The sequence below is a fragment of the Gemmatimonadota bacterium genome (genome assembly GCA_022560615.1).
In the GTDB taxonomy this organism is placed as follows: Bacteria; Gemmatimonadota; Gemmatimonadetes; order Longimicrobiales; family Gaopeijiaceae; genus UBA1138.
In genome coordinates, this window is record JADFSR010000016.1 from 19,468 (window position 1) to 46,390 (window position 26,923).

Annotated in this window: 23 protein-coding genes; 8 read left to right on the top strand and 15 right to left on the bottom strand. The window is 65.3% G+C overall.

Going from position 1 to position 26,923, the window contains the following annotated elements:
- The first annotated feature begins 82 nt into the window (after positions 1-82).
- From IIB36_10630 to IIB36_10640, 3 genes are read left to right on the top strand one after another with little or no spacing between them, the layout of a single operon-like run.
- Positions 83-904: a helix-turn-helix transcriptional regulator gene (locus IIB36_10630; protein ID MCH7532194.1), complete on the top strand. Its 822-nt coding sequence runs from the start codon at positions 83-85 to the stop codon at positions 902-904.
- A gap of 31 nt (positions 905-935) precedes the next feature.
- Positions 936-1,184, top strand: coding sequence for a hypothetical protein (locus tag IIB36_10635; protein MCH7532195.1), 249 nt, complete (start codon positions 936-938; stop codon positions 1,182-1,184).
- 16 nt (positions 1,185-1,200) lie between these two features.
- On the top strand, positions 1,201-2,349 hold the full coding sequence (locus IIB36_10640; GenBank protein ID MCH7532196.1) for an aminotransferase class V-fold PLP-dependent enzyme: 1,149 nt from the start codon (positions 1,201-1,203) through the stop codon (positions 2,347-2,349).
- 20 nt (positions 2,350-2,369) lie between these two features.
- On the opposite strand, the gene dacB is transcribed toward IIB36_10640, so the two are convergent.
- Both dacB and IIB36_10650 read right to left on the bottom strand, forming a co-directional pair.
- Positions 2,370-4,103 (bottom strand): D-alanyl-D-alanine carboxypeptidase/D-alanyl-D-alanine-endopeptidase, encoded by a 1,734-nt coding sequence (dacB, locus tag IIB36_10645; GenBank protein ID MCH7532197.1) that lies wholly within the window; start codon positions 4,101-4,103, stop codon positions 2,370-2,372.
- 36 nt (positions 4,104-4,139) lie between these two features.
- Positions 4,140-4,598 (bottom strand): transcriptional repressor, encoded by a 459-nt coding sequence (locus IIB36_10650; GenBank protein MCH7532198.1) that lies wholly within the window; start codon positions 4,596-4,598, stop codon positions 4,140-4,142.
- 42 nt (positions 4,599-4,640) lie between these two features.
- Here IIB36_10650 and IIB36_10655 point away from each other — a divergent pair, with 42 nt between their 5' ends.
- Complete coding sequence (locus IIB36_10655; GenBank protein MCH7532199.1) at positions 4,641-5,207, top strand: hypothetical protein; 567 nt, start codon at positions 4,641-4,643, stop codon at positions 5,205-5,207.
- A 5-nt stretch (positions 5,208-5,212) separates the two neighbouring features.
- Here the strand turns inward: IIB36_10655 and IIB36_10660 are convergent, their stop codons facing one another.
- Entirely contained in the window at positions 5,213-7,180 is a 1,968-nt protein-coding gene (locus tag IIB36_10660; protein MCH7532200.1) for a heavy metal translocating P-type ATPase, read from the bottom strand.
- A 167-nt stretch (positions 7,181-7,347) separates the two neighbouring features.
- On the opposite strand from IIB36_10660, the gene acs reads away from it, so the two are divergent.
- The gene (acs, locus tag IIB36_10665; GenBank protein ID MCH7532201.1) at positions 7,348-9,306 is read left to right on the top strand and encodes an acetate--CoA ligase; all 1,959 of its coding nucleotides are present in this window, start codon (positions 7,348-7,350) and stop codon (positions 9,304-9,306) included.
- 848 nt (positions 9,307-10,154) lie between these two features.
- Here acs and IIB36_10670 read toward each other — a convergent pair.
- The 3 genes from IIB36_10670 to IIB36_10680 form a co-directional block, all read right to left on the bottom strand.
- Positions 10,155-10,568, bottom strand: a complete 414-nt coding sequence (locus IIB36_10670) for a PIN domain nuclease (GenBank protein MCH7532202.1) — start codon at positions 10,566-10,568, stop codon at positions 10,155-10,157.
- Complete coding sequence (locus IIB36_10675; GenBank protein MCH7532203.1) at positions 10,565-10,780, bottom strand: hypothetical protein; 216 nt, start codon at positions 10,778-10,780, stop codon at positions 10,565-10,567. Before IIB36_10675 ends, IIB36_10670 begins: the two co-directional genes overlap by 4 nt.
- 585 nt (positions 10,781-11,365) lie before the next feature.
- Positions 11,366-12,193, bottom strand: coding sequence for an acyltransferase (locus IIB36_10680; GenBank protein MCH7532204.1), 828 nt, complete (start codon positions 12,191-12,193; stop codon positions 11,366-11,368).
- A gap of 71 nt (positions 12,194-12,264) precedes the next feature.
- Here IIB36_10680 and IIB36_10685 point away from each other — a divergent pair, with 71 nt between their 5' ends.
- The 3 genes from IIB36_10685 to IIB36_10695 are packed head-to-tail and all read left to right on the top strand — an operon-like array spanning position 12,265 to position 15,402.
- Positions 12,265-12,678 carry a DUF2281 domain-containing protein gene (locus IIB36_10685; protein ID MCH7532205.1) on the top strand — a complete coding sequence of 138 codons (414 nt, stop codon included), beginning with the start codon at positions 12,265-12,267 and terminating at the stop codon, positions 12,676-12,678.
- Entirely contained in the window at positions 12,671-14,146 is a 1,476-nt protein-coding gene (gene guaB, locus IIB36_10690; GenBank protein MCH7532206.1) for an IMP dehydrogenase, read from the top strand. The genes IIB36_10685 and guaB overlap by 8 nt, the downstream gene beginning before the upstream one ends.
- A 44-nt stretch (positions 14,147-14,190) precedes the next feature.
- The gene (locus tag IIB36_10695; protein ID MCH7532207.1) at positions 14,191-15,402 is read left to right on the top strand and encodes a transglycosylase SLT domain-containing protein; all 1,212 of its coding nucleotides are present in this window, start codon (positions 14,191-14,193) and stop codon (positions 15,400-15,402) included.
- A gap of 12 nt (positions 15,403-15,414) precedes the next feature.
- Here IIB36_10695 and moaC read toward each other — a convergent pair whose 3' ends face one another.
- From moaC to mfd, 9 genes are read right to left on the bottom strand one after another with little or no spacing between them, the layout of a single operon-like run.
- The gene (moaC, locus tag IIB36_10700) at positions 15,415-15,921 is read right to left on the bottom strand and encodes a cyclic pyranopterin monophosphate synthase MoaC (GenBank protein ID MCH7532208.1); all 507 of its coding nucleotides are present in this window, start codon (positions 15,919-15,921) and stop codon (positions 15,415-15,417) included.
- Complete coding sequence (locus IIB36_10705) at positions 15,918-17,081, bottom strand: hypothetical protein (GenBank protein ID MCH7532209.1); 1,164 nt, start codon at positions 17,079-17,081, stop codon at positions 15,918-15,920. The genes moaC and IIB36_10705 overlap by 4 nt, the downstream gene beginning before the upstream one ends.
- Entirely contained in the window at positions 17,078-18,295 is a 1,218-nt protein-coding gene (locus IIB36_10710; protein MCH7532210.1) for a peptidoglycan DD-metalloendopeptidase family protein, read from the bottom strand. Before IIB36_10710 ends, IIB36_10705 begins: the two co-directional genes overlap by 4 nt.
- A gap of 2 nt (positions 18,296-18,297) precedes the next feature.
- Positions 18,298-19,155 carry an ABC transporter permease gene (locus IIB36_10715; protein MCH7532211.1) on the bottom strand — a complete coding sequence of 286 codons (858 nt, stop codon included), beginning with the start codon at positions 19,153-19,155 and terminating at the stop codon, positions 18,298-18,300.
- A 10-nt stretch (positions 19,156-19,165) separates the two neighbouring features.
- Complete coding sequence (gene ftsE / locus IIB36_10720) at positions 19,166-19,837, bottom strand: cell division ATP-binding protein FtsE (GenBank protein ID MCH7532212.1); 672 nt, start codon at positions 19,835-19,837, stop codon at positions 19,166-19,168.
- A 54-nt stretch (positions 19,838-19,891) separates the two neighbouring features.
- Entirely contained in the window at positions 19,892-20,836 is a 945-nt protein-coding gene (gene pdxA, locus IIB36_10725; protein MCH7532213.1) for a 4-hydroxythreonine-4-phosphate dehydrogenase PdxA, read from the bottom strand.
- A gap of 10 nt (positions 20,837-20,846) precedes the next feature.
- The gene (locus tag IIB36_10730) at positions 20,847-22,157 is read right to left on the bottom strand and encodes a peptidylprolyl isomerase (protein MCH7532214.1); all 1,311 of its coding nucleotides are present in this window, start codon (positions 22,155-22,157) and stop codon (positions 20,847-20,849) included.
- 24 nt (positions 22,158-22,181) lie between these two features.
- Positions 22,182-23,597, bottom strand: coding sequence for a peptidyl-prolyl cis-trans isomerase (locus tag IIB36_10735; protein ID MCH7532215.1), 1,416 nt, complete (start codon positions 23,595-23,597; stop codon positions 22,182-22,184).
- Positions 23,598-23,633: 36 nt separating this feature from the next.
- Positions 23,634-26,840: a transcription-repair coupling factor gene (gene mfd, locus IIB36_10740; protein MCH7532216.1), complete on the bottom strand. Its 3,207-nt coding sequence runs from the start codon at positions 26,838-26,840 to the stop codon at positions 23,634-23,636.
- Positions 26,841-26,923: the final 83 nt, after the last annotated feature.

Here is a 26,923-nt window from a genome sequence, read left to right on the forward strand (position 1 = left end):
CTCGAGACGAGATTGGGCCATCCACCTTCACAAGCCTACGTTTGACCAACACCCCGCGTTAACATCTCTTAAGCGTCCTGGTATGTCTTTTTCGAAGATCATGTCCTTTCTTGCGGTTCTCACCAGGGATTTCGAGGTCAGCCGCGCTGTGTCCAACGCGGTCTGGACGGATCACGCGCTCGTCCGTGCGACTTCGTGGGTCCGGTTGATGTGGCTTGCTGCGGAGAGACCGGTGACGGGGGTGGTGCTCGACGCCGAGCTGGTTCCCGGGGACGTAGGCCTAGAGGCTGCCGTCGAGGAGTTCACTGTTCGCTTTCCCAGTCTTTGGCTCGTGCTCGTGGCGCGCTCCGGCACCGATCCGTGGGGTCTTTTTCGGCTGGGACGCGTGGGACTTCAAAACCTCGTTCTGACACACCTCGACGAGTTGCATTCGGGGGTCGCAAGGGCGATACGCATCGGCTTCGGCCTGAGCACCGAGGCTCTGGTAACCCGCGCTGTGAGCCCCCATCTGCCGGCCAGCGAGACCTTGGCAGTGCGCCTCGCGCTGCGGGGTGCTCAGCTCGGCTGGACGACCGGCGAGTTGGCGGCGCGTGCCGGGGTCACACGGGCTCACTTGTCCGTTCGGTTGAAGGCGAGAGGACTTCCCTCCGCGGGTCACCTGCTCGTGTGGGCCAAGCTCCTGCACGCGGGCCGTTGGCTCGGAGACCCCGGTCGGACCGGCGAGAGCGTGTCCCGGCAACTGGAGTATTCCAGCGGAGCGGCGTTTCGACGCGCTCTGCGGAACTACACGGGGTCGACGCCGATGGGGATCCGGGAGGCTGGAGGTCTCAAGCCGGTGTTGGACGCATTCCTCGGGACGTGTGGCTTCGGACGCGACCAGCCGTCAACTTTGTTCGTCGCGTAGTGACGTCGGTTGGATCTGAAGCGAGAGAACGATGCGAGACTTCTCAGACGCGGGAGACCGGACCTGGACCGCGTCCGTCCGTGAAGAGGCTGGCGCGGACTACAAGGGCCGGTTCTATCTGGTTCTCACGAACGACGCCGGTGAGGAGAATTCCTTGGTCGACGTCCGTTGGAACTCAGAGCGCACGGCACGCCGGACTCTCATGACGATGTCGATCGTGGAACTGCGTAAGAGGCTCAGGTCGGCCGTCGGGCGGGATACCGCGCTGCCCCCGGCGTGACTCCCGTGCGGGGGTCGTGACCGAAACCATCGCGCGGGTCCGCGCCCGCGAGTACGCCCGGCCATCCGAGGGGGTCTTCTTCAACTGCGCGAGCTGGGGATTGGTCCCGGACTCCTCGGCGCAGGAGTCGGCCGAGCTCACGCTCCGTCGGAATCGCACGCATGGCTTCGAGGAGCGGGAACTGGGTGCCGCTCAGCGCCGGTGCCGGTCAGCGCTCGCCGAACTGATCGGCGCGTCAACGAATGAGATCGCGCTCGTACCGAACACTACGTTTGGCATGAGCCTGGCAGCCGCGTTGGCGGGAAGCGGACCACCGGGCGATGTCGTAGTCAGCGCTGGTGAGTTTCCCGCCAACGTACTGCCGTGGAAGTCGCTGGAGCGGCTCGGCTTCCGCATCGTCGTAGTGCCTTGTGGCTCAGATGCTTGGCCGGACGAATCCGCGCTTCTCGCTGCCGTAGCGCGGCAGGGAGTCCGGGCTCTTTCGGTATCGATGGTGCAGTTCGCGTCCGGGTATCGAGCAGACCTGGCCCGCCTCGGAGCCGCTTGCAAGGCACACGATGTGCTGTTCTGCGTCGATGCGATTCAGGGCCTCGGTGCGGCACCGTTTCGGGTTCATGACGTTCACGCAGACATCGTCTCGGCGGGTGGCCAGAAGTGGCTGTGCGCTCCGTGGGGCTCAGGCTTTGCATGGATCCGCGAGGAGCTGCTGGGTCGCTTCGAGCCTCCCATCGCCTCCTGGCTGGCGCTGCAGGGATCCCCGGAGGTCTTGGACACGCGGGAGTACCGACAGGAGTGGCGAAGGAACGCCCGCAAGTTCGAGCCGGCCACCCTGGGCGTCCAGGACTACCTCGGGCTCGCCCGGTCGGTTGAGATTCTGCTCGAGATGGGGGTCGAGTCCATACGTGACCACATCTTCCGCGTGCAAGAGCCGTTGATCGAGTGGGCTTTGGCGAGATCCGACGTGCGCCTGTGGACGCCTTCGGAGCCAGCGAAGCGCGCCGGCATCATCTCCTTCTTCCCCGGGGACACCAGCGCGGTCGCCGCCGCCCTGCGACGGGAGCGGGTCGTATTCTCCGTGCGCGACGGCGCGATTCGCTTCGCGCCGCACTTCTACAACACGGTCGAAGAGATGGAGCAAGTCGTGGAGATCCTAGAAGGCTGTTGAAGAAGTACAGCGTGAGGCTACTAGCCACCCCCGCCAGGTTGAGGAATCGTGAGCCATTGCCCGGCAAAAATGCGGTTTGGCTCCACACGGGGGTTGGCTCGAAGCATCGCGTCGAGCGTGAGCCCGTGGCGTTGGGCGATCACGCTGAGGCTCTCGCCGCGACGTACCCGGTATCTGCCGTCGTCCCCTTCGTCCCCGTTCTCCCCTGTGGCAGGCGCCGCTTCAGCGACGGTGACGAGGGGAGCCCGGCCCGGCGCTCGTGCGAATTGGGCGAGGCGGGCGCCGATGATGTTCTCGACACGCTTTGCCCGCGTGGTCGAGGGTGTCCCGTTGGAGAGAATCGAGAACGCGAGACGTTCCTGATCTCGGGATCGTACCATGCCAGTGAGCGCCGACACACCCTCGATCGTGCCTGTCTTCGCACGCAGATTGCCGGCGGCTGCCGTGCGGTACATGCGGCCGAGCTCCCTCCGTTGCCCGGCGACCGGAAGCGACGCCCAATACACCGGCCACTGCTCGGTCTCGGCCATTCCCGCGATGAGGGCCACGAACGCACCAGCCGTTACGCGACTCCCGGCTGAGAGTCCAGATCCGTCCAGGAGCACCAGATCCGCGATCGGAACCCCGAGCTCAGCGACAGCATCGAGGACGGCTCTGGCGCTCGCCGCCGGACTGCCGCGACCCTCGACGATACGGCCCACGGTGCGGAAGAGCAGTTCAGCGTACAGGTTGTTGCTTCTCTTGTTGACTACGGCGAGGTACACGCGCAGGGGCGCGGAGACGTGCTTAGCGAGGATCCGGGTTCGGTTGCGACCCTGCGTCCTCGGGGCCGTGACACGCCCGACGATCGAGTTGGCGGGCGTCTCCACGACATGGATTCCCCCTTGGACTCGGATTCCGCGCTCCACGAGCACGGCTCGCAGCGCTGATGCCGCGAAGTGCGGTGGGGAGGACACCGTCATCTGACGCCAAACGTCTCGAGCCCCGCGCGTGACACGACCCTCGATCCTGATGGGATCAAGCGGGTTTTCGCGCAGAATGGCGAGCCGCGGGCTCGCCCGACCTGCCACGGTCAGCGCGTTGTTCACGACGTCTAGGCCGGCGTGGTCCGGCACGGTGTGGACCTCGGGTCGCACCCCGCTCCGGGCGCCGGCAACGACCCTGAACGACACGACGTTCTCGTTGTACGAGAGCGCTGAGACGGCGCCCGCAAAGTGATCGTTCAGGTCGGCCGGATCCCATCCGGTCGGACGCAGCGGACCCGGCAGATGCGACGCGTCCGCTATCAGCCGACCGGTGACGGACGTGATACCGAGTTGCTCGAGCTGATCGACCAGCAACTGGAAGACCTCGTCCTTCTGGGAGAAGAAGCGGTCGGAGATGCCCGGGTCGCCGGTCCCGTAGAGTACCAGGTCACCGTGCAGCACCCCGTGGCTCACGACGCCGTCCGTCAACAGATAGGTCTGGAAGCGGAAGTCAGCGCCTAGCCGTCGGAGCGCCGCGGCCGTGGTGAGCAGTTTCAGGTTGGAGGCTGGCACGAGCGCCGCATTCGGCTCGACCGAGAAGAGCGTGTCGCCCTGGTCCAGGGAGACCACGAGCACACCCCACTGCACGTCCGGCCAGCGGTACGTCTCCAGCGCCTCGGTGAGGTCCGACCGGAGTCGAGAGACTTCCTGCGCCTCGGAGCGCTGCGTGGCCGTGAGAGCGGCGACGAGAAGTCCTCCCAACAGCAGGCGCAGGTGCAGTGACCTCACACCGGGCCAGGGATGCTCGAGAGGCAGTGGGGCCTTCTAGGCACGGACGCGGTCGGGCCCGCCCTCGGGCACGCATGTCGCGCAGTAGCCGGAGAGCTCGAGACGGAACCCGGTGACCGTGAAGCCCGCGGTCCGCGCCTGTAGACCCTCGATTTCGGAGTCGGCGATCTTGCCATGGATGTCGACGACCCGCCCGCAGACAAGACAGCGTGCGTGATGATGTGGGTCGGTTCGACCGTCGTATCGGGCCGGGCCGTCGCCGTACGTGAGCTTGACCGCCAGCCCGCAGCCGACGAGGGTTTCGAGACTCTTGTACACGGTCGCGAGCGAGATTCCGATGAGGTCCTGGCGTACCGCGAGATGCACGTCGTCTGCGGTGGGATGCACATCCGTATCGGCCAGATACCGGTACACAGCAGCCCGTTGCTCCGTGAAGCGGTGACCGCTGCCCTCGAGGGCTCTTCGTAAACGTAGCTCGCTTGATGGATCGTGCATGGGCATATGTTACCCAGCTTTCCGGAAGGGTGTCAACCGGTCGTGACTGATTTTCCCGCGGATCCCATTCTTACGCTCGAGCCGCTCATCGAGGCGGTCCGGGAAGGCGTCCTGACGGCCGGATGGGAGCTGTCCGGACTCCAGAAGACCACCAGCCATCAGTTCGAGGGTCGGTGGGACGGAGAGTCGACCCGCAGCGCGTACCTCTTCTTCCATCTCGACGCGGGACCGCAAGACGTGAGTATCGACGTGTATCTCGACGAGACGAGTCGAGGGCTCATGGGGAACATGGCGCTCGTGGTCGACCTGCTCGACCTCCAGGAATTGGGTCGCGTGCAGACTTCCCTGGGAGTCCTGGGCGAGTTGAGTGAGGCGTCGCTCCCCGAGGGGCATCGCACGCCCTTGTCGCTTCGGCTCCGCCTGCGCGAAGCGGGAGATGATCCCGCGGCGGCGGAGGCCCAGGTTCGGTTCAAGCTGCGGTTCCCACGTGCTACCATCGGTGCCGGCCACTTTGCCGTGGCGGAGCTCGCCCAGAGTACCGTGCGGGCCTTCGAGCTCTTGCTGGGGGCGGACGCCCTGCGGGGACTGATGCCCCCGGAAGAAGGGTAGGGGCCTCATCCGCCGCTCCCGTCGGCGAGCAATCTAAGACCGTTGAAGACAACGATGATCGTGCTCCCTTCGTGTGCGATGACTCCGGCGGTGAGGCCTATTTGACCGGCCAGCGCGAGCGCGACCAGGCCTACCATGACTCCCACGGAGAAAACCAGGTTTTGGCGCACGATCCGGCGGGCCCTCCGACTGAGCTGAAAGGCGTGACCGATCTGGTCGAGGTCGTCTCCCATGACCACCACGTCGGCAGTCTCCAGGGCGACGTCCGTGCCAGCCGCACCGAGCGCGATCCCGACATCAGCAACGGCGAGCGCCGGGGCGTCGTTCACGCCGTCCCCGACCATGGCGACCGGACCATGCTGCTCTCTCAGCCTCTCCAGGACCTCGGTCTTTCCATCGGGGAGGAGCTCTGCGTAGACCTCATCGATGTCGAGGTCCGAAGAGATCGCTTCCGCGGTGCGCCGGTCGTCCCCCGTGAGCATCGCGAAGTGCCGGACACCTTGCTCACGGAGGCGCGCAAGCGCGTGCTGAAGCCCGGGGCGGGCCATGTCGGCAATCTCCAGCGCAGCGTCGACATGTCCGTCGAGGCTCACGTACACCGGCGTCGTGCCCGGGGACCGGTCCTCAGCGATCGCCTCCAGGAGTCCCGCAGGAATGGGAGCGTCGCTTGCGGCCGTCACCCACGAACGCCGCCCCACTCGCACGCGAGTTCCCTCGACCACAGCCTCGACCCCCTGTCCCGGAGTGGATTGGAACGACTCGGGCTCGGGCACGTCGAGGCCCCGCTCGAGCGCGGCGCGTACGAGCGCACCGGCGAGCGGGTGCTCAGAACGTGACTCGGTGGCGGCGACCAATCTCAACAGTTGGTCTTCGTCGGATGCAGTGTCAGTCCCTGCGCCCTGTGAGCGTGGACCGACAGTCGCGTGGGCGGCACCCAGCCAGGCGACGCCGACCAACTCAGGCCGGCCCACCGTGAGCGTTCCGGTCTTGTCGAACGCGACCACGCGTATATCGGAGAGGGCATCGAGCGATGCTCCGCCCTTGAAGAGCACGCCGTGTCGCGCTCCGTTCGACACTGCCGCGACGATCGTGGCCGGAATCGAGATCACCAGCGCACAGGGGGACGCCACGACAAGTAGCGTCATGGCACGGTAGAAGGCGTCGTCGAACGTCCACCCGAGTAGCAGCCACGGCAGCAGCACGGCCACCACGGAGGCGCCAATGACGCCTGCCGCGTAGCGGCTCTCGACGGCCTCGATCCAGCTTTGCGTCGGGGCACGTGTCTCCCGTGCGCTCTCCACGAGCCGGATGACACGTGCCAGAGTGGTATCGTCCGCCGCGCTGGTCATGCGCACATCCAGGGAACCCGAAGCGTTGAGGCTGCCGGCGTATACCGGAGACCCGACCTCCTTGGAAACCGGTATGGGTTCGCCCGTCAGCGTGGATTCGTCCACGTGGGACCGGCCGTCCACGACTTCGCCATCGACCGGGATACGCTCGCCTGGCTGAACGCGTACGATGTCGCCACGGACCAGCGAGTCGAGCGGGACCGCATGCGCTTGCCCGTCCTCGACGCGGCTCGCCTCGTCGGGCCGCAGCTCCATGAGCGCTCGGATTGAGCGCCTCGTACGGCCGAACGCGTAGTTCTCCAGCGAGTTCCCGAGGGAGAACAAGAAGAGCAGGGCCGCGCCTTCAAACCAGTGGCCGACGACGCCCGCACCAGCTGCTGCCAGCAGCATCAGCACGTCTACGTCGAGCGTGGCTTTACGGAGCGCAGTGAAAGCCCGTCCACTGGCCTCCCACCCGCCGGAGGCGTATGCGAGGAGCAGGAGGGTCAGCGAGGCCTCGGACATGCCGAGGGATGCCAAGGCGAAGCCCCCGAGCCAGGCAACGCCACACGTGAGCGTGGACAGCGCGCTCCTACGCCAGCGTTCCTCGTATCGGTCTTCGTACGGATCGCAGTAGCTACCCACCACACACTCGTATCAAGAATGATTCTTGATAAGCTACTGATCGGGCGGTCCGGGTGGAAGGCCACGAATCGGTCGCTTTGCTACGTGGTTTGAAGCGTGCAGATTGATCAGCCCACTTTTCTGGCAAGCCTCACCATCCGAGCCTATCAGCGACTGCGAGGACCTCAATGAGCAACGATTCTGGCGCGCTCGACGCTCTTCTCACCGAAGATCGCCGTTTCCCGCCCACGGAGGAGTTCGTTGCCCGCGCCGTGGTGCGAGACGGCGAGATCTACGAGCGGGCTGCGTCCGACCGTGAGGCGTACTGGGCGAGCTGGGCCGAGCAACTCGATTGGTTCGAGCCGTGGCACACGGTGCTCGAGTGGACGCCACCACATGCCAAGTGGTTCCTGGGGGGCAAGCTCAACGTCGCCCACAACTGCTTGGACAGGCACCTGGGCGGCCCCCGGGCGCATCAAACGGCGTTGATCTGGGAAGGCGAGCCAGGAGATGCGCGCACGTTCACGTACTCGGAGCTACACGAGGAGGTGAGCAGATTCGCGAACGCCTTGAAGGGGCTCGGCGTGGGCAAGGGGGATCGAGTCACGATCTACCTTCCGATGATTCCCGAGGCGGCAGTCGCAATGCTCGCGTGCGCACGCATTGGGGCGATCCACTCGGTCGTATTCGGTGGCTTCAGCCCCGAGTCCCTGGCTGACCGCAACAACGACGCCCAGGCCAAGGTGCTCATCACCGCCGACGGTGGCTGGCGGCGAGGCGCGATCGTACCGCTCAAGGCCAATGCGGACGTTGCGCTCGAGTCGTCGCCCACGGTCCAGAACGTGGTCGTGGTTCGGCGGGGCGGGGCGCTCAGCGAGCAGGTCGATGCGGCGATGCAGGCGGGTCGTGACCACTGGTATCATGACTTGACTGCTTCTGCCTCGAGCGATTGCCCGGCCGAGTCGATGGATGCTGAGGACATCCTCTTCATTCTCTACACCTCCGGCACGACCGGAACGCCGAAGGGGGTCGTGCACACGACCGGTGGATATCTGACCCAGGTGGCCGCCACGACCAAGGTCGTCTTCGACCTCCAGGATGACGACGTCTATTGGTGCACCGCAGACGTGGGCTGGGTCACGGGCCACAGCTACATCGTATACGGGCCACTCGCGAACGGAGCGCGCGTGATGATGTACGAGGGTTCTCCGGACACGCCGGACTGGGGTCGACTCTGGCAGATCTGTGAGAAGTATGGCGTCACGGTCTTCTATACCGCGCCGACCGCGATCCGCGCCTTCATGAAGTGGGGCGATCACTGGCCTGGGAAGTACGACCTTTCCAAGCTTCGGCTGCTCGGAACCGTCGGTGAGCCAATCAACCCCGAAGCGTGGATGTGGTACCACGAAGTCGTCGGGGGGAAGTCGTGTCCCATCGTCGACACGTGGTGGCAGACCGAGACCGGCGCGATCATGATCACGCCGCTACCTGGTGTGACGCAGACCAAGCCCGGGACCGCGACGCTCCCGTTTCCCGGAATCGAGGCGACGATCAAGTCAGAGGCCGGCGACGAGATTCCGGCGGGCTACCTCGCGATCACATCTCCGTGGCCGTCGATGCTGCGAACGATTTGGGGGGACGACCAGCGTTACCAAGAGACGTATTGGTCGAAGTGGGACGGGATCTACTTCCCCGGCGATGGCGCGAAACGGGATGACGACGGGTTTTTCTGGATTCTCGGGCGTGTGGACGATGTGCTCAACGTCGCGGGGCACCGGATTGGGACGATGGAGGTCGAGAGCGCGCTGGTCGATCACCCGGCTGTCGCTGAAGCGGCAGTGGTCGGCAAGAGTCACGACATCAAGGGCCAGTCGATCGCCGCGTTCGTGACGCTCAAGCATGGGTACGACGGCACCGACGAGCTACTCAGCGAGGTCCGCGACCACGTCGGCAAGAAGATCGGAGCGATCGCGAAGCCCGAAATCGTCGTCTTCACGGCGGATCTTCCGAAGACTCGGTCCGGCAAGATCATGCGTCGCCTCCTCCGCGACATCGCGGAGGGTCGAACGGTCGGGGACACGACGACGCTTGCCGATCCCGCCGTGGTGGCGCGTCTACAGGAGATGCACGAGGAGGACGAGGAGTAAGATCGTGGCGGCGTCGATCTCCCGAAGGCCTGTGAAACCGCGCTCAGTGGTGAGCGACCCAAGCTGCCGAAGCACTCGCTGCTGGGGCGAGGGCTCATCATCGCTCACATTCGCGCGCAGCCACCGAACGGCGTCCCACCCCCCGTCTTCCAGGAGCTTTCGGAGGATCGTGTGACGGTTCTCGTGCCACGACAGACGGTCGGCATCGTCTCCCAAAAGTACCGCCGAAGGCGGTCCGGCAGCCGGAGCGCGTCAGATCGTGCTGGCAGCGGGACTCCTCGATTGCTGTGATGCAGTTCGTTTTCATAGTACCCCACGAGCGGACAAAAAGGGAACTCATGACTCCCGACACTCGCGAGACCAGCCACGACCAAGAGGAGCTGAACCCGCCGGATCTCTGCCACGAGGGCATGCCGTGGGTGTCTGAGCCGGGGTCGCCATCGCGGAGCTTGCCCCCGAACTCGGGGCGCTGCCATGCTCCGGCGGGCGACCTCACGGCCGAGGGAGAAGGTCTCGTCCGGGCGGGACCGCGCTGATCAAGATCGGGGGAGCGTGCGTCTTGAGCAGCAGCCCCGTATCAGGTTTCAACAGTCTACGTATATCACGGTGTGGGATATACGTATGCCCGCTGGGAAGATGCTGGAGATCTAGGCCTGATCTAGGATGACAAGCGGCTGTTCGCGATCGCCAACGCGGGAGCCGACGTCGGCGATCCGGGGGAGTGGGCTGCCGAGGGCTGGTATCCGATCGACCCGACCAACGAAGCCTTCAGGATCGGCGTGAACTACTTCATCTACGGGGTCACGCACTAGGCGCGGGGCCCGGAGTCTTCGCCCAGGGGTCGTCGGTCAGACACTTCCCCGAGGTACGACCCATTCGACGGGCTGGCCAGTGACGGCTGCTATGCGGTCGAAGTCGGCATCGTAGTGGAGCACCGTGAGCTCGTTCGCCTCGGCGCATGCGGCGATGATGAGATCGGGGATTGGCAGCCGATGCTGGCCCGTCTCGGCGAGCTTCGCCTGAACCGTGACCGTGCGCTCGAAGATGTCCTGGGTCAGCGGGATCTGAGCATAGGCGAGCCGTCGCCGTTCTCGGATCGTGCGATAGTCCTCGTGGCTTCGCGCGCTGAAGAGCACTTCCAGATCGATGATCGAGCAGGTGGCGGCTGCTCCCGCGTCGATGATGGGACCCAGGCGCTCGCGAACCGGCCCGAGCGGCATGCGCTCGAGGGCGCTCTTGTCCACCATGTAGCGGGCAGTCATGTGCGCCACGCCCCCGTCATCACCTCGGGGTCATCGAGATCCATCCCGCGCATCCGTGCCAACGCATCCACCTCGTCCCGGCGAGCCCGGCCTCGCAGAACCTCGAGGAACGCCTCTTCGACGGTCTCTCTGATGGTCGACGTTCCCAGCGCGCTTCGGACCTTGTCGAGGAGCGCCACATCGATCTCGATGCTCGTCTTTCGCTTCGCCATTTGCCGGACACGCCGTAACGGAGATATCACTAACTGTCCTTATAGGAATCTAAAATGAGATCAGTCGGATATCAAGTAGTTGTCTGTGTGGATATACATTCCGATCTCTATGGGCTGCGCTTGAACGATGCGTGGACGTGCGGGACGTCGGAATGCCCAATTGGGTGACGCTTCGCCGCGCTCCCAGGTCTCGCCGAGGAGCATACCGTCCCTTCGCGGAATCGTGGACAGGCCCTCGGTGCCCATGATGTCAGAGCCAGAAGCGCCTCAGGCTGTCGAATTCGCGCACGACCAGCTCGCTTCCGCGAGCAGGACATCTCGGAGCACTGCATCCGGATAGATCGAAGGCTCGATCAGCATGGGTGCCCCCGCACCCGGGGCGCTGCCATGGTCCAGCGGGCGACCACACGGCTGAGGGAGGAGGTCTCGTGCCGGGCGGGACCGCGCTGATCAAGATCGGGGGAGTGTGCGTCTTGAGCAGCAGCCCCGTAGAAGAACTCAACAGTCTACGTATATCACGGTATGAGACATACGTATACCCGCTGGAAAGCTGGTCGTGAACACTTCTGTCACAGGCTGCTCGCCCTATTCCGGGTCAGCCATCGGGTCGAGCGTGGGCGGCGCTTTCTGCGCGCGCTCGTCACCGGGCTTCTCCTTCACCTTGTGGGCCGGCACGCCGACGTAGACCCAGTGCGGCTCGGTGCTGCGCGTAAGCATGGACCCTGCGCCGATCATCGAGTCGTCGGCGACGTGGGTGCCCGCGAGAATCGTCGCGTGGTACGTGATGCGCACCGCGTTGCCGATGACCGTCTTGCGCATATAGACGATGCGGCCGTCCACGATATCGTGGGAGTGGGAGTACACATTGGCGAAGTCCGACACCGAAGAGCCGTTTCCGATGTCGATGCCGCCCCGATCGTCGAGAAGGACGTGGCGGTGGATCACCACGTCGTCTCCCACGTTGAGATTGTAGCCGAACGACACGCGGACGTGGGTAAATGCCTTGAAGTTCTTCCCGCAACTCGCGAACACGTGGTGCGCGAGCATGCGCCGAAAGTGGATCCCCAGTTCGATGTTCTCGCCCAACGCGCTGCGATCGAACATCTCCCAGAACCACAGCAGGGGCTTCCTCGGGGCGTATTTCTCGAGGTCGATCTCCTGATAGTACTCGGGCTCCAACGTGACATTCCTCGGATCCATCTGCGCGAGCGTGACCTGGGCGGTACGGGTCAGGGTCGACGCATCCCGAAGCGCCAGCTCGGGGAAGTAGATGTCCGTCAGGACCGTGCGAACGAGCTCGTTCCGGTCGCAATCGGGACGCCCGAGCTCTTCGCCAAGCCAGCTCAGCCACTCCTGATAAAGGGCGTCGGCACCGTCGGCGACCGGCACGGGACGCAGGGGAAGGAAGGACATGCAGGACGTTATCCGGATTCGAAACGGAAGCAAGGTGGGCTCGTGGCCAGGGCGCATGTAACTTATGAGCCATGCACGACGTTCTTCGCCAGCGCCTCATGCGCACGATCGAATCTCTCCCGGACGAGCAGATCTATCAGGTCCTCGACTACATCGAGTTCCTGGAGGCCAAGTACGCCGAGGCCGAGGCCGTGGAGGCTTCAGGTCTCCAGAAGTTCGCCGAGGGGCTCGAGGACAAGCTCAGGAAAAAGGCAGTCAGCCCGAACACGATACGCGAGGCGTTCCAATTGATCTCGGCCGCCGACCGCGTACTGTCCGGAGTCTCATCGGCCGGCAGGAGAGTGCTCGCCGAGCTCAATCAGGTTCTCGACTCGACGCCTGAGGACGACGACGGGGCTGAGCAGATCGAAGCCGATCCCGACAAGGCTCGTCAGAGCGTCGGGAAGGGTGCCGAAGAAGCTTCCACGTCTACGAGCGATGGCTGACGGATCGGGCCAGCGAGCCCGGATCGCAACGGAAGCGCTGACGTTCGACGATGTTCTCCTGGTCCCGGGGCACGCTCTCGTGCATCCCAAGGACACCGACCTGTCCTCGCTGGTGACTCGGGAAATCGCCCTCAAGATCCCGCTGCTCTCTGCCGCGATGGACACGGTCACGGAATCCAAGATGGCGATCCAGATGGCGCGAGAAGGCGGCATCGGGATCATCCACAAGAACATGCCGCCAGAGCAGCAGGCGGCGGAAGTCGACCGGGTGAAGCGTTCGGAGAGTGGGATGATCCTGAATCCGATCACGCTCATGCGCGATGCGACTCTTCAGGACGCCCACGAACTCATGGCGCGCTTCTCGATCAGTGGTGTGCCGATCGTGGAGAAAGGAGGTCGGCTCGTCGGGATCATCACCAACCGTGACCTTCAGTTCGAGACCGACCTGGGCAGGTCGATCCAGGATGTGATGACGCGCAAGGATCTCGTGACCGTCCCAGTGGGGACGACGCTCGACCAGGCTCAGGCGATCCTGCACGAGCATCGCATCGAGAAGCTCCCGGTGGTCGACGAGGCGGGGCACCTGAAGGGCCTCATCACCGTCAAGGATATCTTCAAGCGCCGGCAGTATCCGGACGCCTGCAAGGACGAGCACGGCCGCCTACGGGTGGGCGCGGCCGTCGGCGCCTCGAAGGCTGACCTGGAGCGCGCCGCCCTGCTTGTCGATGCGGGCGCCGACCTCATCGTGGTCGATACGGCTCATGGACACTCCCAGGGCGTCCTGGAGGCCGTGTCTCGCGTCCGCGAGCGCTTCCCCGACACTCAGCTCGTGGGCGGAAACGTCGGGACTGTGGAGGGTGCTCAGGCCTTGATCGAGCGAGGCGTCGACGCCGTGAAGGTGGGCGTCGGTCCCGGCTCGATCTGCACCACGCGCGTAGTGACCGGCGTAGGTCTTCCGCAGCTCACCGCGATCATGGACGTGGTAGACGGCGTGGAGGGATCGGTACCGATCATCGCGGACGGGGGGATCCGGTACTCGGGCGACATCGTGAAAGCGCTGGCGGCCGGGGCACGTTCGGTGATGATGGGCTCGATGTTCGCCGGCACGGACGAGTCGCCGGGGGAGAGCTTTTTGCTCGAGGGTCGCCGCTTCAAGACGGTGCGGGGGATGGGCTCGCTGTCCGCGATGGAAGAGGGCTCCGCGGACCGCTACTTCCAGGAGGGCGAAGGCAGCGCGGCCAAGCTGGTCCCCGAGGGCATCGAGGCACGGGTACCGTACAAGGGGCCCGTCTCGGACACGATCTACCAGCTCGTCGGCGGCCTCCGCAGCGGGATGGGATACTGCGGAGCCGCGTCGCTGGAAGAGTTGCGAACGGCTCGCTTCAACCGCATCACCGCGGGCGGCCTACGTGAGTCACATCCCCACGACGTGACGATCACGCGGGAAGCGCCGAACTACCACATGTAGACGTCGTCTGGCCTCATTCCGCCTTTGTGGCATAGCTTGACTCCATGAAGCGGAACGGCGGTTTCGGTATCGGTCTGCTCGCATGTCTCGTCGGGGGCGTAGCGGGTGGTTGCGTCGGGGGAGCGCCCCTAGTCCTAGTCCTAGTGGAGCCGCCCGCCCCGCCTGATGAGCCGGTCATCGTCGCCGAGGCGCCGGTCCTGCGGACGCTGCCGGTGACCGACTTCCTCGTCCCGCCCGATCTGACGGGACTCGACGACGAGATCCTCACTTCTCCGATGTTGCGAAACCCGGCGTTCCGCGCGGAGATCGATGAGTGGATCGAGTTCTGGCGGACGAAGTCGTCGCGCTGGTTCCCGCGCTACCTCGAGCGCATGGCGTGGTTCGAGGAAACCGTGGATTCCGCGCTCGCCGCTCACGACCTGCCGCCGTCGCTCCGCTACCTACCCCTGATCGAGAGCGGCTACAGCCCTGACGCGGTGAGCGTCGCGAGCGCTGCCGGCCTCTGGCAGTTCATGGAGCCCACCGCGCGCGGCTACGGCATGCAGATCACCCGTCTCGTCGATGAACGCCGCGATCCATACAAGTCGACGACGGCCGCGGTGCGCTTCCTCGCGACCTTGCGTCAGGACTTCGGCTCTTGGTTCCTCGCGCTGGCCGCGTACAACGCGGGCCCCGGACGTGTCGAGCGAGTCCTCGAACGGTATGCCCCACTCGCTCCACGCTCGGATAGCCTCTACTGGGTGCTACGGCGGTATCTCCCCAAGGAGACGCAGGACTTCGTGCCGAAGCTGCTCGGGGCGATCGTGGTGGCAGGCTCACCCGCGTCCTACGGGTATCGAGTGGTTGAGACCGGCGGCTTCGACTTCGAACAGGTGATGATCCCCGATGCGACCACGCTCGACGTTGTCGCGCGCGCCTCGGAGAGCACGGAGAGCGAGATCGCACGGCTCAACCCCGAGTACGTACGGGGCATGACGCCTCCGGGCCGGCAAGTGCTGGTGAGAGTGCCGCCCGGGAAGGGTCTGACCTTTCACCTGAACTACGCCCGCATTCCCCTCGGTGAGCGCGTGAGCTTCGTCGAGCATGAGGTGTCGGCCGGTGAGACGCTGGGCTACATCGCGCGTGAGTACGGCATCCCTCTCGCGGATCTTCGAGCCGCCAATCCTCTCATTCGGCCAAGGCGGATGCGCATCGGGGCGTTGATCACGGTACCGGTGTCGCCGAGCGTGCGCAGAGGTTCGGCACCGGCGAGCTGAGGTAGCCTCGGGCTACTCCCCCGACTCCCCCGACTCCCTGCGCCAACTGCCAGAGGCGCCGCCCTCTTTGCTCACCAGACCAATCCCCCCGATCTGCATGCCCCGATCGACCGCTTTCACCATGTCGTAGACAGTGAGCAGGGCCACGCTGACCGCGGTCAGCGCCTCCATCTCGACGCCTGTCTGCCCCGCAACAGTCGCTTCGGCATACGCGACGATACCCGGCAGCCGCTCGTCGGGCTCGAGGCGAACCGTGATGCTTGCCCCGGGCAGCTGGTGGCAGAGCGGGATCAGCTCCGCGGTCTTCTTGCCCGCGAGCACCCCCGCGAGCTCAGCCACCTGGGCGACGCTGCCTTTCGGGACGTCCCCCGCCACGATCCGTGCGAGTGTAGCCGCGTCCATGACGATATGTCCGGTCGCAGTCGCACGGCGGTCCGTCACCGCCTTCTGGGAAACGTCGACCATGCGCGCGCGGCCTTCTTCGTCCAGATGCGTCAGCCCCTCGCTGCCGTCGCTCATGGAGTGAGCTCCAGGGGACGCCGGCGCTGCACCCGACACTGAATACTCCGGATCAGGCCGCTGATCACCAGTTGCGGGTTCACGTTCCCACGAGCGAGCTCCCTCGCTTCCTCGACAGCGGAGATTGCGAGCGTCAGGTCGCTGGCGGCGATGCTGGAGCGGCTCACGATCTCCTCCAGGCGCGAGCGGGCGTCGTGGTTGAAGACGGCGTCGCCGGCACCAGATGCGACCGCGCCGAGATCCCTGAGCCACTCTTCGACGAACGCAAAGAGGTCCATGAGCTTCCTTGCACCTGCGGGCGAGTACGAGAGCGCAGCCGAGTAGCCGGCGGCCGAACCTTCCGAGAGAGCCGCGTCCACGAGCAGGTAAGCTTTGCGCCTCAGGGCCTCTAGAGGGCCTTTCTCGTCTCCGTCAGGCAGGAAGCCTAGGGCACGTCCGATCGCGCCCCGGGAGAGCGTAGCGGCCCAGGCCGCCACGTCCGGCTCCGCTGAAGCGCTGTCGATCAGAAACGCCTCGACCTCATCGGTGGTCGGAGGTGGGAGATGGAGTGGTACGGCCCGGGACCGGATCGTCGACAGGAGGCGGCCTGGCTCACTCGACGTCAGGATGAATCGGGACGCTCCGGGGGGTTCTTCGAGCAGCTTGAGCAGCGCGTTGGCGGCCTCCGGACTCGACTCCTGAGGGACGAGCAGCTCGGCATCCCCGACAATGAAAATCTGACCGTTCGCCATGGTCGGGCGCAGATACGCGCGGCTGCGGATGCTTTGCACCACACCGAGGTAGAGCCCTCGCAACTCGTCGTAGTAGCTCGAGCGAAGAGGCGCGGAGCGCCGCTCGGCCAGAGCCTTCACTCGGGCGTCCTCGAGGGCCCCGGCCAGACGCTCCCCACTCACGCCCTTGGGGCGGGCGAGCGGGAAGTACCAGTGCAGGTCGGGGTGTTCGATGCGGAGCGCCATACGGCAGCTTCGGCACGCCTGGCACGGCCCGTGCGCTGAGGGCGCCTCACACACGAGGAGTTGGGCCAGCCACAGCGCGACGCGCTGTTTGCCTACTCCCTTCGGTCCGTGAAGGAGCAGCGTGGACGGCAAGGAGTCCCGGGCGTGCGCCCGAGCGAGCACCTGAAGCACATCCTGGTGTCCAACGACTGGATGAAGCTTCACTCGTTCCCTCGAGCAGTCAGCCACTTCAACGGATCCTGAGCGTGCGGAGGGCCACCGCTCACGGGCGCGCGGACCTGGAACTCGATGTGCGGACCCTCGGGCGTATCGGTCCCGCCCACGGTCCCCACGACCTGCCCGATTGCGACGGTGCGCCCCTCAACCACCCCGATCTCTTCCAGATACAGATACAGTGTGTAGAAGCCATTTCCATGGCTCAACACCACGGTCGGCCCGTACCCTTCGAAGGGACCCGCGAGCACGACGGTTCCGGACCGTACCGCCTTGACCGGGGTCCCCGGCGAAGCGGCGATCCCGATCCCGTTCCACCGCAGGACAGTCCCGTTCGGGCGTCGCTCACGGCCGAAGCGATAGATCAGATCGCCGTCGAGTGGCCAGTCCAGTGAGCCTGCATCATCAGGCGAGAGTGAAGCATCCGCACTTGCCGATAGGGCGCGTGTTTCTATCTCGCGGCGTCGGATCTCCAGATCGCCGATGAGTCGGGTCATGCGAACTTCATCGGCGTCGACCTGATCGAGCCGGCTCGCCGTGCGTCGCTCACGGCTGCGGAACTCGGTGAGGGCTGTCTGACGCTCGGACTCGACAGAGCGCAACTGGGCGACCTCTGAGAGCCGGTTTTGTCGGAGGCTCCCGAGCTCAGCCATGCGCTGCCGTAAGTCGTCATCGCGGTCCGCGAGCTCGTTCTCGATCGTTTCAATTCGGTTGACCAACGAGCGGTCGAACGATGCGATTCGCTGCAAGTAGCGGTACCTGTTGAGCAGATCAGTGAAAGAAGACGCGCTCAGGAGAACCCCGACGGTGTGCAATGGCCCCATCTTGTAGATGTCTCGCAGGCGTCGGTTCAGCACGGCTTCTCTTTCCGCGAGCCGCTCGCGCGCCTGCACGAGCTCACGCGTAGTCTCCTGGATCGACTGGGTGACCGCGTCCGACTGAAACTGGATCTCTGCTACCACCGAGCGCGACGCGGAGAGTCGACGCTCAACATTGACGAGATCTTCCGACGCGTCCCTCACCCGGTTCCGTACGTCGCCGATCTCGCCCTCGAGCCTCGCACGCTCGGCACGGATCTGCTCGAGCCGGCGCTGGCTCTCGAGGATCTCGCGGCGTAGGTCGGTCTGCCCCGCGAGGCCCCCCGCCATGAATGCGAGGGCACCGACCGCAACGAAACCGCCGAGGACGGTTCGAACGCAGCGCACGCTCACACCTCCCGGAGGTGCCGGCCGATCGCGAGCGTACTCGCGATAGCGCCGAAGACCGCGCCCGTGGCGAGCCCCGCGAAGATCCACGTCGGTGGGATCCAGGCAACCTCGAATTGGAGGAAGGCGTGCGCGCCCCAGTACGTACCCCAGGTCATCAGCCACGCGAGGCCACCACCGATGAGTCCTGCGATGGCACCCTCGAGCAGGAACGGTCCGCGGATGAAGCCGTTCGTGGCCCCGACGAGACGCATAACGTAGATCTCCTCCCGGCGGGCAAAGATCGCGATGCGCAGCGCGGTTCCGATGATGAGGGCGGCGACCAGGGCGAACGCCGAACCCAGCGCGACGGTGGTCGCGGCCGCGATGCGTCGCAGCGCGAAGAGCCGGTCCACCCACTCACGGCCGTACCGGGCGTCCTCCACGAACGGGTATCGCATGGCGGCCGTCGAGATCTTTTCCACCACTTCCTGGCTGCGCTGCCCGGGGAGTAGCTCCACCTCCAGCGACTGGGGCAGCGGGTTGACATCGAGATCGCTGAACAGCTCGCGGAATTCCGGCAACTCCTCGCGGGCGCGCTCGAGAGCCTGTCTCTTCGAGATAAAGCGCACCGTTCGCACCTCGGGGATGTCACCCAACTCGGCCTGAGCGAGGTCGATCTCACTCTGCCTCGCGTCGTCGCGCAGATACACCGCGATCTGTACGCGATCCTCGATCGCGCTCAACGCGAGCTGGAGGTTGTAGGTCGCGAGTCCGAAGAGTCCGACAACGAAGAGCGCGAGGCCGACCATGGCCGAGGCGAGGCCCGTGAGCACGGGGGCGCGCCGAAACGCCGAAAGTGCCTCTCGTAGCGCGTACATGCGGCTGCCCCTAGGCGGCGGCCGAGTCGTAAACGAGCCGGCCGTTGTCCAGCTCGAGTACACGCGCACGCGGGTAGCGGCGCACGAGCTCCAGGTCGTGCGTCGCCATGAGCACTGCCATGCCGTTCGCGTTGACATCCCAGAAGAGGTCCATCACCCCGCGTGTCGCACGGTCGTCCAAGTTCCCCGTCGGCTCATCCGCGAGCAGTACGTACGGACTGTTGGCCAAAGCCCGCGCGATCGCGACGCGCTGCTGCTCTCCACCGGAGAGCTCGTTCACGAGCGCGCTGGCTTTCGGAGCGAGCCCGACCTGCGTCAGAAGTCGCTGTGCGCGAGGCACGATGTCCTTTCGTGGGGTTCCGGTCACCTCCAGCACGAACGAGATGTTCTCCAGAGCCGTACGACCCGGAAGGAGCCGGAAGTCCTGGAAGACGAACCCGACGCGACGCCGGATCTTCCAGAGCGCTCGTCGGGTGATGCGGTCAGAGGAGTACCCGGTGACCCGTACTTCCCCGCTGGTGGGGCGATCGGCCATATGCGCCAGCCGCATCGTCGTGGACTTTCCCGACCCGGAGTGTCCGGTGAGGAACGCGAACTCGCCCTTTTTCACGTGGAGCGAGACGTCGTGAAGCGCAAAGCGACCCTTCGCATACTCTTTGCATACGTTCGTGAGCTTGATCACCGGATCGTGGCTTCGAGAAGGCTGGCAGAGGAAGCGTAGTCCCGGGACGAAAGGTTAGACATCGGCAGAATCTGTGTCAAAGCGCGCGGACGCGAGTTGTTGCGCGAGGCGGAGTGCTTCACGCATGGACGATGGGTCCGCACGCCCCGTGCCCGCGATGTCGAAGGCGGTGCCGTGGTCCGGGGAAGTGCGGATGAAGGGGAGCCCGAGCGTCACGTTGACGCCGCTACCGAACGATACTGTCTTGAAGGCCGCCATTCCCACGTCATGATACGGAGCGATGATCGCGTCGAAGTGTCCGGCCAATGCTCGCTGAAAGACGGTGTCGGCGGGAAGCGGGCCGGAGAGGTCGACGCCGGCCGAGGCAGCGCGGCGGACGGCGGGCTCGAAGACTCGGGTTTCCTCGTCCCCGAATAGGCCCCCGTCGGATGCGTGGGGGTTGAGCGCGCACAGTGCGAGCCGGGGCTCGGCGATACCCCAGTCCCGCCGAAGCGCCGCGGAAAGCAGAAGCGCCTGCCCGGCCAGCAGGTCCTCTGTGACCAGCTTAGGCACGTCCCGCAGCGCGTGGTGCGTGGTGGCGAGCAGAACCCGAAGCGGCGGCCCGAGCCGGGTCCTTTCAGCGGCCATCAGCATGCCTACACGCCGGCACCCGGTGAGCTGCTGCAGCAGCTCGGTTTGTCCCGGAACGTCGCGCCCTGCGGCGCGCAGCGCCGGCTTGGAGACCGGCGCCGTCACTATCGCCCGATACTCTCCCCCCATCGCTCGCTCGACCGCGCGTTGGATCGCGAGCGCCGAAACGCTCCCGGCGCTCTCCTCACTTCCGTCGAAGGTGCCTACGGACTCGAAGTCGCAACCCATGGGGAGTTGGGGCCGGAGCGTATCGCTTCCGAAGAAAGTGATCTCAACGTCTGGGGGCGCCTCTTCCGCAACCGCCTGGAAGGCCACTTCCGGCCCGATGCCCCGGGGATCTCCGAGTGTGACCGCGATGCGAGTGCGCATCCCCTGCGCGCTAACGCCGGATGTCGATGTGCGTCTTGGCGCGTAAGTCTTCGATGATCCTCGCAACCTGCTTCTGTTGTCGCAGTCGATCCGCGAGCTGACTTCTGAGGTCCTCGAAAGTGTACGCCCCGGCCTCTCGCACGTCGGTCACCTTGAGCACCGAAATCCGCTTGGTCCCTTGACCGGTATCGTACTCGATCGGACCGATTACGTCGCCGGCCGACGCAGTAGCGATTGCCTCGTAGCCGGGTGGTAGAGACGTGATCTGATCGAAATCAATCGTCACCGAATCGGGAGCCTCGGGATCGGCGTACTGTGCGACCAATGGATCGATGTCGCCGCCGCTCTGCAGCTGTGCGAGCACCTCCGCCGCAATGTCACGCATGCGCTGGAGGTCGGTCTCGGTCACTTGTGGAATGAGCAGGATGTGGCGAGCTCTTCGCTCGCCCGCCCGGGACCGCTCGACCTTGATGATATGGAGTCCATACTGCGTTTCGACGATACCGCTCACCTGTCCGTCGAATAGCGCGAACGCCGCCTCTTCGAATTCTTTGACCATGCCACCTCGCCGGAACCATCCGAGGTCGCCACCGTTCGCGGCCGTGCCGGGATCGTCAGAGTGCTCCGTGGCCAATTCGGCGAAGTCCGCTCCCTCTCGGATCTGGGTGAGCAGCCCTTCGAGCTGCGTCCGCGCGCTGTCGACCGAGGCGTCGGACGGCGTCGGCATCATCACCACTTGATCGAAGGTCACCGTCTTCGGGCGCTGGTCGAGCTGTCCCCTCGACGCCTGGAAAGCGGCGAGCAACTCGTCCTCCGTCAACTCGATCGGCGGCGCGTTGCGAAGCCGCGACTGTATGAACATCTGCTGCACCTGCTCGACGCGAATGTCGCTGCGGCGCATGTCTCGGTATTCGGCGAGAGTGAGGCCCTGGCCGGCAAGTATTTGCTGGAGCGCAGACTGCCCCCCCACCTCCTGGATCACCCGGTTGACCTCCTCGCTCACGCGCTCCTCGATGAGATCGTCGTCCACGATGATGAGCGAGTCGCGTGCCGCCTCCTGAGAGATCAAAACGGTGCTCACGAGCTGGTCGAGCATTTCACTCATCAGCTTCTCGAGCTCGGGCCCGGGCTCCAGGTCCGAGAGGCCCTGCATCATCAGGACGCGCTGGACCGCCTCCATTACCTGGGTCTGGAGGACGACGGAGTCGCCGACAACCGCGACGACGCGGTCTACGATGTCGTCGTTGGTCGAAGTCTGCGCTTCGGCGGGCCCTGGAAGGAGAGCCAGCCCCAGAAGGTAGGGAATCACTTTTTTCGGCATGGTCCGTCGTAAACCGATGTGGACTTAGGGTTTCCTCGAGGTATCCGCAGCCTCTTCCAACAAGGATGGACTACGGTTCATTCGCAGTTGCGCGATCCGGAGGATCGCCTCGCCCACGCCCCGGTCGAAGACCGCCGCGGACGAGCCTTCCCCGAGCTGGAATTCGATCCCTCCGAGCTGGATCATCTCGGTCGCACCTGTCAGCACTTTGCCTACGGCCTCCAGGACAGCGCGCGCAACGGCCCGTTCCAGCTCCTCTCCCGGCGCACGATCGGGCGATACCAACCCCAGCACCTCGGCGGCACCGCGGAGTTGCGCCCGGGCGTCGTCGATCATCGAATCGACGCGCTCTGCCGGGACCCCGAACCCTGCCGCCTCCGCCTCCGCCGCGAGCACTTTGCGCTGGACCATGCCGCGCAGGAATCGGTCGAGCTGCTCCTCGTCCCCGGCGACGACTTGATCCCGGAATTCGGCCGTCTGGCTTTGCACCACGAGCTGGACCTCACCCACAGTGAGCTCTCCACCAGCATACTCGAAGACCGGGCGGCGTCGGGCTCGGCCACTCAGCCTAGTGCCCGGGTTGCGCGCGAGCTCTCGCAGCACCGCGAGCGCCCCCTCCGCGGGCTCCGCCTCCGCGCGCGTTTCGACGTCGGCGATGTATGTGGATTCGGCTCGCAAGAACCGCTCCGTAAGGACTCGCTGACGAAAGCCCGGAGCGATCTCGTCGAAGTTCTGGATGCGCCGTTGCTCGAGTCGGATGAGGTGAAGACCCTGCTGCGTCTCGACCAGACCGCTCAACTCGCCTGGTTCGAGCTCGAGTACGGCCTCCTCGAAGGGACGCAGCATGTCGCCGCGCCCGAAGAAGCCGAGGTCCCCACCGAAAGACGCCGAGCCTGGATCGTGGCTGAACTGCTCGGCGAGCGACTCGAACGCTTCGCCGCGCACGATCCGGTCACGGATACTCTGGAGCTCCCTGCGCACAGCGCCGCGTTCCGCGGCGGATGCGTTGGACGGATATTGGAGTAGAATGTGGCGCGCCCGCATCTCGAGCGCAGGGTCCTCCGCAGCATACAGTTCCCGGAGCTCGTCATCGGGGATCACCGTGTCGATCTGGACGACCGAATCGCGGAGCTGGAAGATCATCATCTGATCCAACTGTTGGCGGACCAATGGCTCGAACTCGATGGAGCCCAGTGCCGTATCCAGCGACACTGCCGCCCCGAGTAGCGTGTACTGGATCCAAAGATCGGCGACTTGCTGGATGACGGTGACTTGGGCCGGAAGCCGCTCCTCGTTGACCATGAGCTCGGCGACGTCTTCAACCGTCAGTTCATAGTCTCCGACGCGGGCGACGAGGCCCTCGTTCGAGCCGGTGTTGCTGCAGCCGACTGCGCCCGACATGAGAAGGGCCGCGATACCGAGCGTCCAGCACATTTTCATCGAATCGATTCTCCTAGCGTCCACGTTCCAACACAATCACGCGGCCGCCGAGTGGGCGGACCGGAGGGCCTCGAGCGCGACCATCAGCGTCTCCAGGATGGGGTCCATACCAACTTGATGAAGCACGATCGAAAGCGGCTCCAGACGACGTATCTCGACCTCGGCTTGCCTCTGCCGCAGAGGACTCTCGAGCACCGCCATGCGGGGCACGAAACCCTGCCTGAACGTCACTCGCGCAGAGTCCTCCCGTACCAGGATGCGATCGATGCCCAGGCTCCTTCCCAACACCCGGAGAACCGCCGCGTCTAGAAGACTCTCGACTTCGGTGGGGAGCGACCCGAAGCGGTCCACCAACTCGAGCCGTAGCGACTCCACTTGCGTCCGGCCCTCGACCCGCGAGAGCCGCCGGTAAATATGGAGCTTCTGACCGGGGTCGGAAACGTACCCCTCCGGCAAGTATGCGGGTCCCGCCAATGAGACGTCGGGATCGGGCCACTCCGGTTGCTGCTCGCCCTTCTGGAGCCGATCGACGATTTTCTTGACGAGACGCATATACGTGTCGAGTCCGACCTGATGTGCGAAGCCCGACTGATCGCCGCCGAGCAGATTGCCGGCCCCACGAAGCTCGAGGTCACGAAGTGCCACCGAATAGCCCGAGCCGAGCTCGGTGTGGTGCTCGAGGATCCGTAGTCGCCGCTCCGCATCCTCGGCTACCGGGTCCGGTACCAAGAGGTAGCAGTACGCCTGCCGGTGGGAGCGCCCAACCCTTCCTCGGATCTGGTATAGCTGGGAAAGGCCGAAGCGGTCGGCGCGATCGACGATGAGTGTGTTCGCATTCGGCACGTCGAGGCCGTTCTCGATGATCGACGAGCAGACGAGCACGTCGACCTCGCCGTCGACGAAGTCGCGCATGACCTTGTCCAGCTCCCGGGCACTCATCTGTCCGTGCGCGACCTCGATCCGCGCCTCGGGCGCGAGTGCTCTCACGTCCTCCGCGATGGTGTAGATCGTGTCCACGCGGTTGTGTAGGAAGAATGTCTGGCCTCCGCGGTCGAGCTCGCGGTGGAGCGCCTCGGAGAGCAGCTGGTCGGTCCAGGGGAGAACGTTGGTGAAGATCGGCATCCGGTCTCGGGGTGGCGTGCGGATGAGCGACATGTCGCGAATCCCCGAGAGCGAGAGGTAGAGCGTGCGGGGAATCGGCGTGGCCGAGAGGGTGAGCACGTCGATCGACGCGCGCAGCCTCTTGAAGCGTTCCTTGTGCCTCACGCCGAAGCGCTGCTCCTCGTCGACGATAAGCAGGCCCAGGTCCCTCAGCACGACGTCCTCAGAGAGCAAACGATGGGTCCCGACGATGATGTCGATCTCACCGGTCGCGACCCCGGCGAGAATTTCCTTCTGTTCCTTGGCCGAGCGAAATCGACTCAGGGCGGCGACACGTACAGGGTAGTCCGCGAGGCGTTCCTCGAAGGTGTGGCGATGCTGCTCGACCAGGATCGTCGTCGGCGCCAGTACCGCGACCTGTTTGCCGTCCTGGACTGCTTTGAAGGCGGCTCGGATCGCGACCTCTGTCTTGCCGTAGCCGACGTCTCCGCAGATGAGGCGGTCCATGGGACGCGCGGACTCCATATCCCGCTTCACGTCTTCGCTGGCTTGCCGCTGATCCGGAGTATCCTCGTACAAGAACGACGACTCCATCTCCATCTGCCAGCGGGTGTCTTTCGAGAAGGCGAAGCCCGTGGCGGTCTCCCGGCGCGCATAGAGCTCGAGCAGCTCCACGGTCATTGCCTCGATGACCCGCTCGGTCTTCCTCTTGAGGTTCTTCCACCGCTTGCCGCCGATCCGGTGGACACTCGGGGGCTTGGCGTCGTCCGACTCGCCGACCCAACGCTCGATCAGATCGAGCCGGTAAACAGGAAGGCGAAGCAACTCGCCATCGGCGTACTCGATCGTCAACGCCTCGATCTCCTCGCCGGCGATCTCGAGGCGCTCCAGGCCGACAAAGCGCCCCACGCCGTGATCCATGTGCACCACGTAGTTTCCGGGGGTCAGCTGCGCGAGGCTCTCCAGAGCGACTGCCCCCCGAAAGCGGCGGCTGCGACGAACTCTGCGCGTTCGGCGGAAGATCTCGTGGTCGTTGAGGACGCGCAGCGGCACATCGCCACAGGTCAGCTCGAACCCCGTCGAGAGGCACCCCAGACCGATGCGCGTACCCGGCGGGAGCCGCTCGGCGCCGCCGAGGATCTCCTCGAGCCGCTGAAGCTGACCGTCGTTTTCGCAGAGCAGGAGCGTATCGTGGCCGCTAGCGCTGCCCTCGCGGAGGTAGGCCTCCAGCTTCGTCATGTCCCGATCGATCGCCGGTGGCGCGCTCGCCGCAAGGTTCGCGGCAGCTCCGGGGGCCTCGTCCAGTTCGAGTCCGGGAAAGAGCCCCACCCGTCGAGCGAAGTCTTCAGGCTCCAGGAAGAGCGAGGAGGGCGGGGGCGGAGTCGCGCCCGAGTGGACGAGCTCCTCGTACAACGTCGAGACCCGTGTCCACGTGCGTTGCACATCCTCCGGGATCTCCCATGCACCGAGACGAGTGATGATCGCGTCGGCGGGCAGCAACTCGAGCAGGGATCTGGCAACGGTACGATCCGCGTTCTCTTCATTTCGCCGAAAGTCGACGGGTAGCACGTGTGTTTCCGGGAGCTCTCCCGTAGAGCGCTGATCCAGGATGTCGAAGCTGCGGATCGACTCGATTTCGTCGCCCCAGAACTCGATGCGCACCGGGTCCCCTGCGGCAACCGAGAAGATGTCCAGGATACCACCTCGTACGGCGAACTGGCCCACCGCCTCGACCAGAGCCACCCTCTCGAAGCCCTGCGCCTCGAGGTACGCGGGCACCTCCGCGAAGACCACCGCGTCACCCGTTCGGAACGTCCGCCTCAGCTCGGCCAGTCGTTCCGGAATCGGGACTCGCTCCTGGAGCGCCCGCGGGGTGGTCACGAGGATCTGGGTCCGGCCGGAGAACAGGGCCTGCACGGCCTCGACCCTCAAGCCCCCGATCTCGAGATGCGGCTCCGACTCCTCGTAGGGCAGTGCCTCTTTCTGCGGATACAGGTGGGAAGCCCCGGGGCCGCCCAGTACTGTCTCGAGGTCGGCCTCCGCCGCGATCGCGTCCAGCGGCGTGGGAGCCAAAGCGACAAAAACTCGCTCCGGATTCGCTCGGTGTAGCGCCGCGAGCACCAGAGGGCCGAGCGAACCCATCGCTCCCCCGACCCGGGCCACCGTACCTGGTGTCGGAAGCCTCTTGGCGAGGGCCTCGACCGTCGGGCACGAAGCGACTGCGC

What these genes read in the sequence shown, in the direction of transcription:
- IIB36_10635 (MCH7532195.1), top strand. Translation starts at nt 936, where the DNA reads ATGCGAGACTTCTCAGACGCGGGAGACCGGACCTGGACCGCGTCCGTC.
- IIB36_10650 (MCH7532198.1), bottom strand. Translation starts at nt 4,598, where the DNA reads ATGCACGATCCATCAAGCGAGCTACGTTTACGAAGAGCCCTCGAGGGC.
- guaB (MCH7532206.1), top strand. Translation starts at nt 12,671, where the DNA reads ATGGCTGACGGATCGGGCCAGCGAGCCCGGATCGCAACGGAAGCGCTG.
- IIB36_10680 (MCH7532204.1), bottom strand. Translation starts at nt 12,193, where the DNA reads ATGTCCTTCCTTCCCCTGCGTCCCGTGCCGGTCGCCGACGGTGCCGAC.
- IIB36_10685 (MCH7532205.1), top strand. Translation starts at nt 12,265, where the DNA reads ATGCACGACGTTCTTCGCCAGCGCCTCATGCGCACGATCGAATCTCTC.
- IIB36_10675 (MCH7532203.1), bottom strand. Translation starts at nt 10,780, where the DNA reads ATGGCGAAGCGAAAGACGAGCATCGAGATCGATGTGGCGCTCCTCGAC.
- IIB36_10695 (MCH7532207.1), top strand. Translation starts at nt 14,191, where the DNA reads ATGAAGCGGAACGGCGGTTTCGGTATCGGTCTGCTCGCATGTCTCGTC.
- pdxA (MCH7532213.1), bottom strand. Translation starts at nt 20,836, where the DNA reads ATGCGCACTCGCATCGCGGTCACACTCGGAGATCCCCGGGGCATCGGG.
- moaC (MCH7532208.1), bottom strand. Translation starts at nt 15,921, where the DNA reads ATGAGCGACGGCAGCGAGGGGCTGACGCATCTGGACGAAGAAGGCCGC.
- IIB36_10670 (MCH7532202.1), bottom strand. Translation starts at nt 10,568, where the DNA reads ATGACTGCCCGCTACATGGTGGACAAGAGCGCCCTCGAGCGCATGCCG.
- IIB36_10735 (MCH7532215.1), bottom strand. Translation starts at nt 23,597, where the DNA reads ATGAAAATGTGCTGGACGCTCGGTATCGCGGCCCTTCTCATGTCGGGC.
- IIB36_10630 (MCH7532194.1), top strand. Translation starts at nt 83, where the DNA reads ATGTCTTTTTCGAAGATCATGTCCTTTCTTGCGGTTCTCACCAGGGAT.
- acs (MCH7532201.1), top strand. Translation starts at nt 7,348, where the DNA reads ATGAGCAACGATTCTGGCGCGCTCGACGCTCTTCTCACCGAAGATCGC.
- IIB36_10730 (MCH7532214.1), bottom strand. Translation starts at nt 22,157, where the DNA reads ATGCCGAAAAAAGTGATTCCCTACCTTCTGGGGCTGGCTCTCCTTCCA.
- mfd (MCH7532216.1), bottom strand. Translation starts at nt 26,840, where the DNA reads ATGGGTTCGCTCGGCCCTCTGGTGCTCGCGGCGCTACACCGAGCGAAT.
- IIB36_10715 (MCH7532211.1), bottom strand. Translation starts at nt 19,155, where the DNA reads ATGTACGCGCTACGAGAGGCACTTTCGGCGTTTCGGCGCGCCCCCGTG.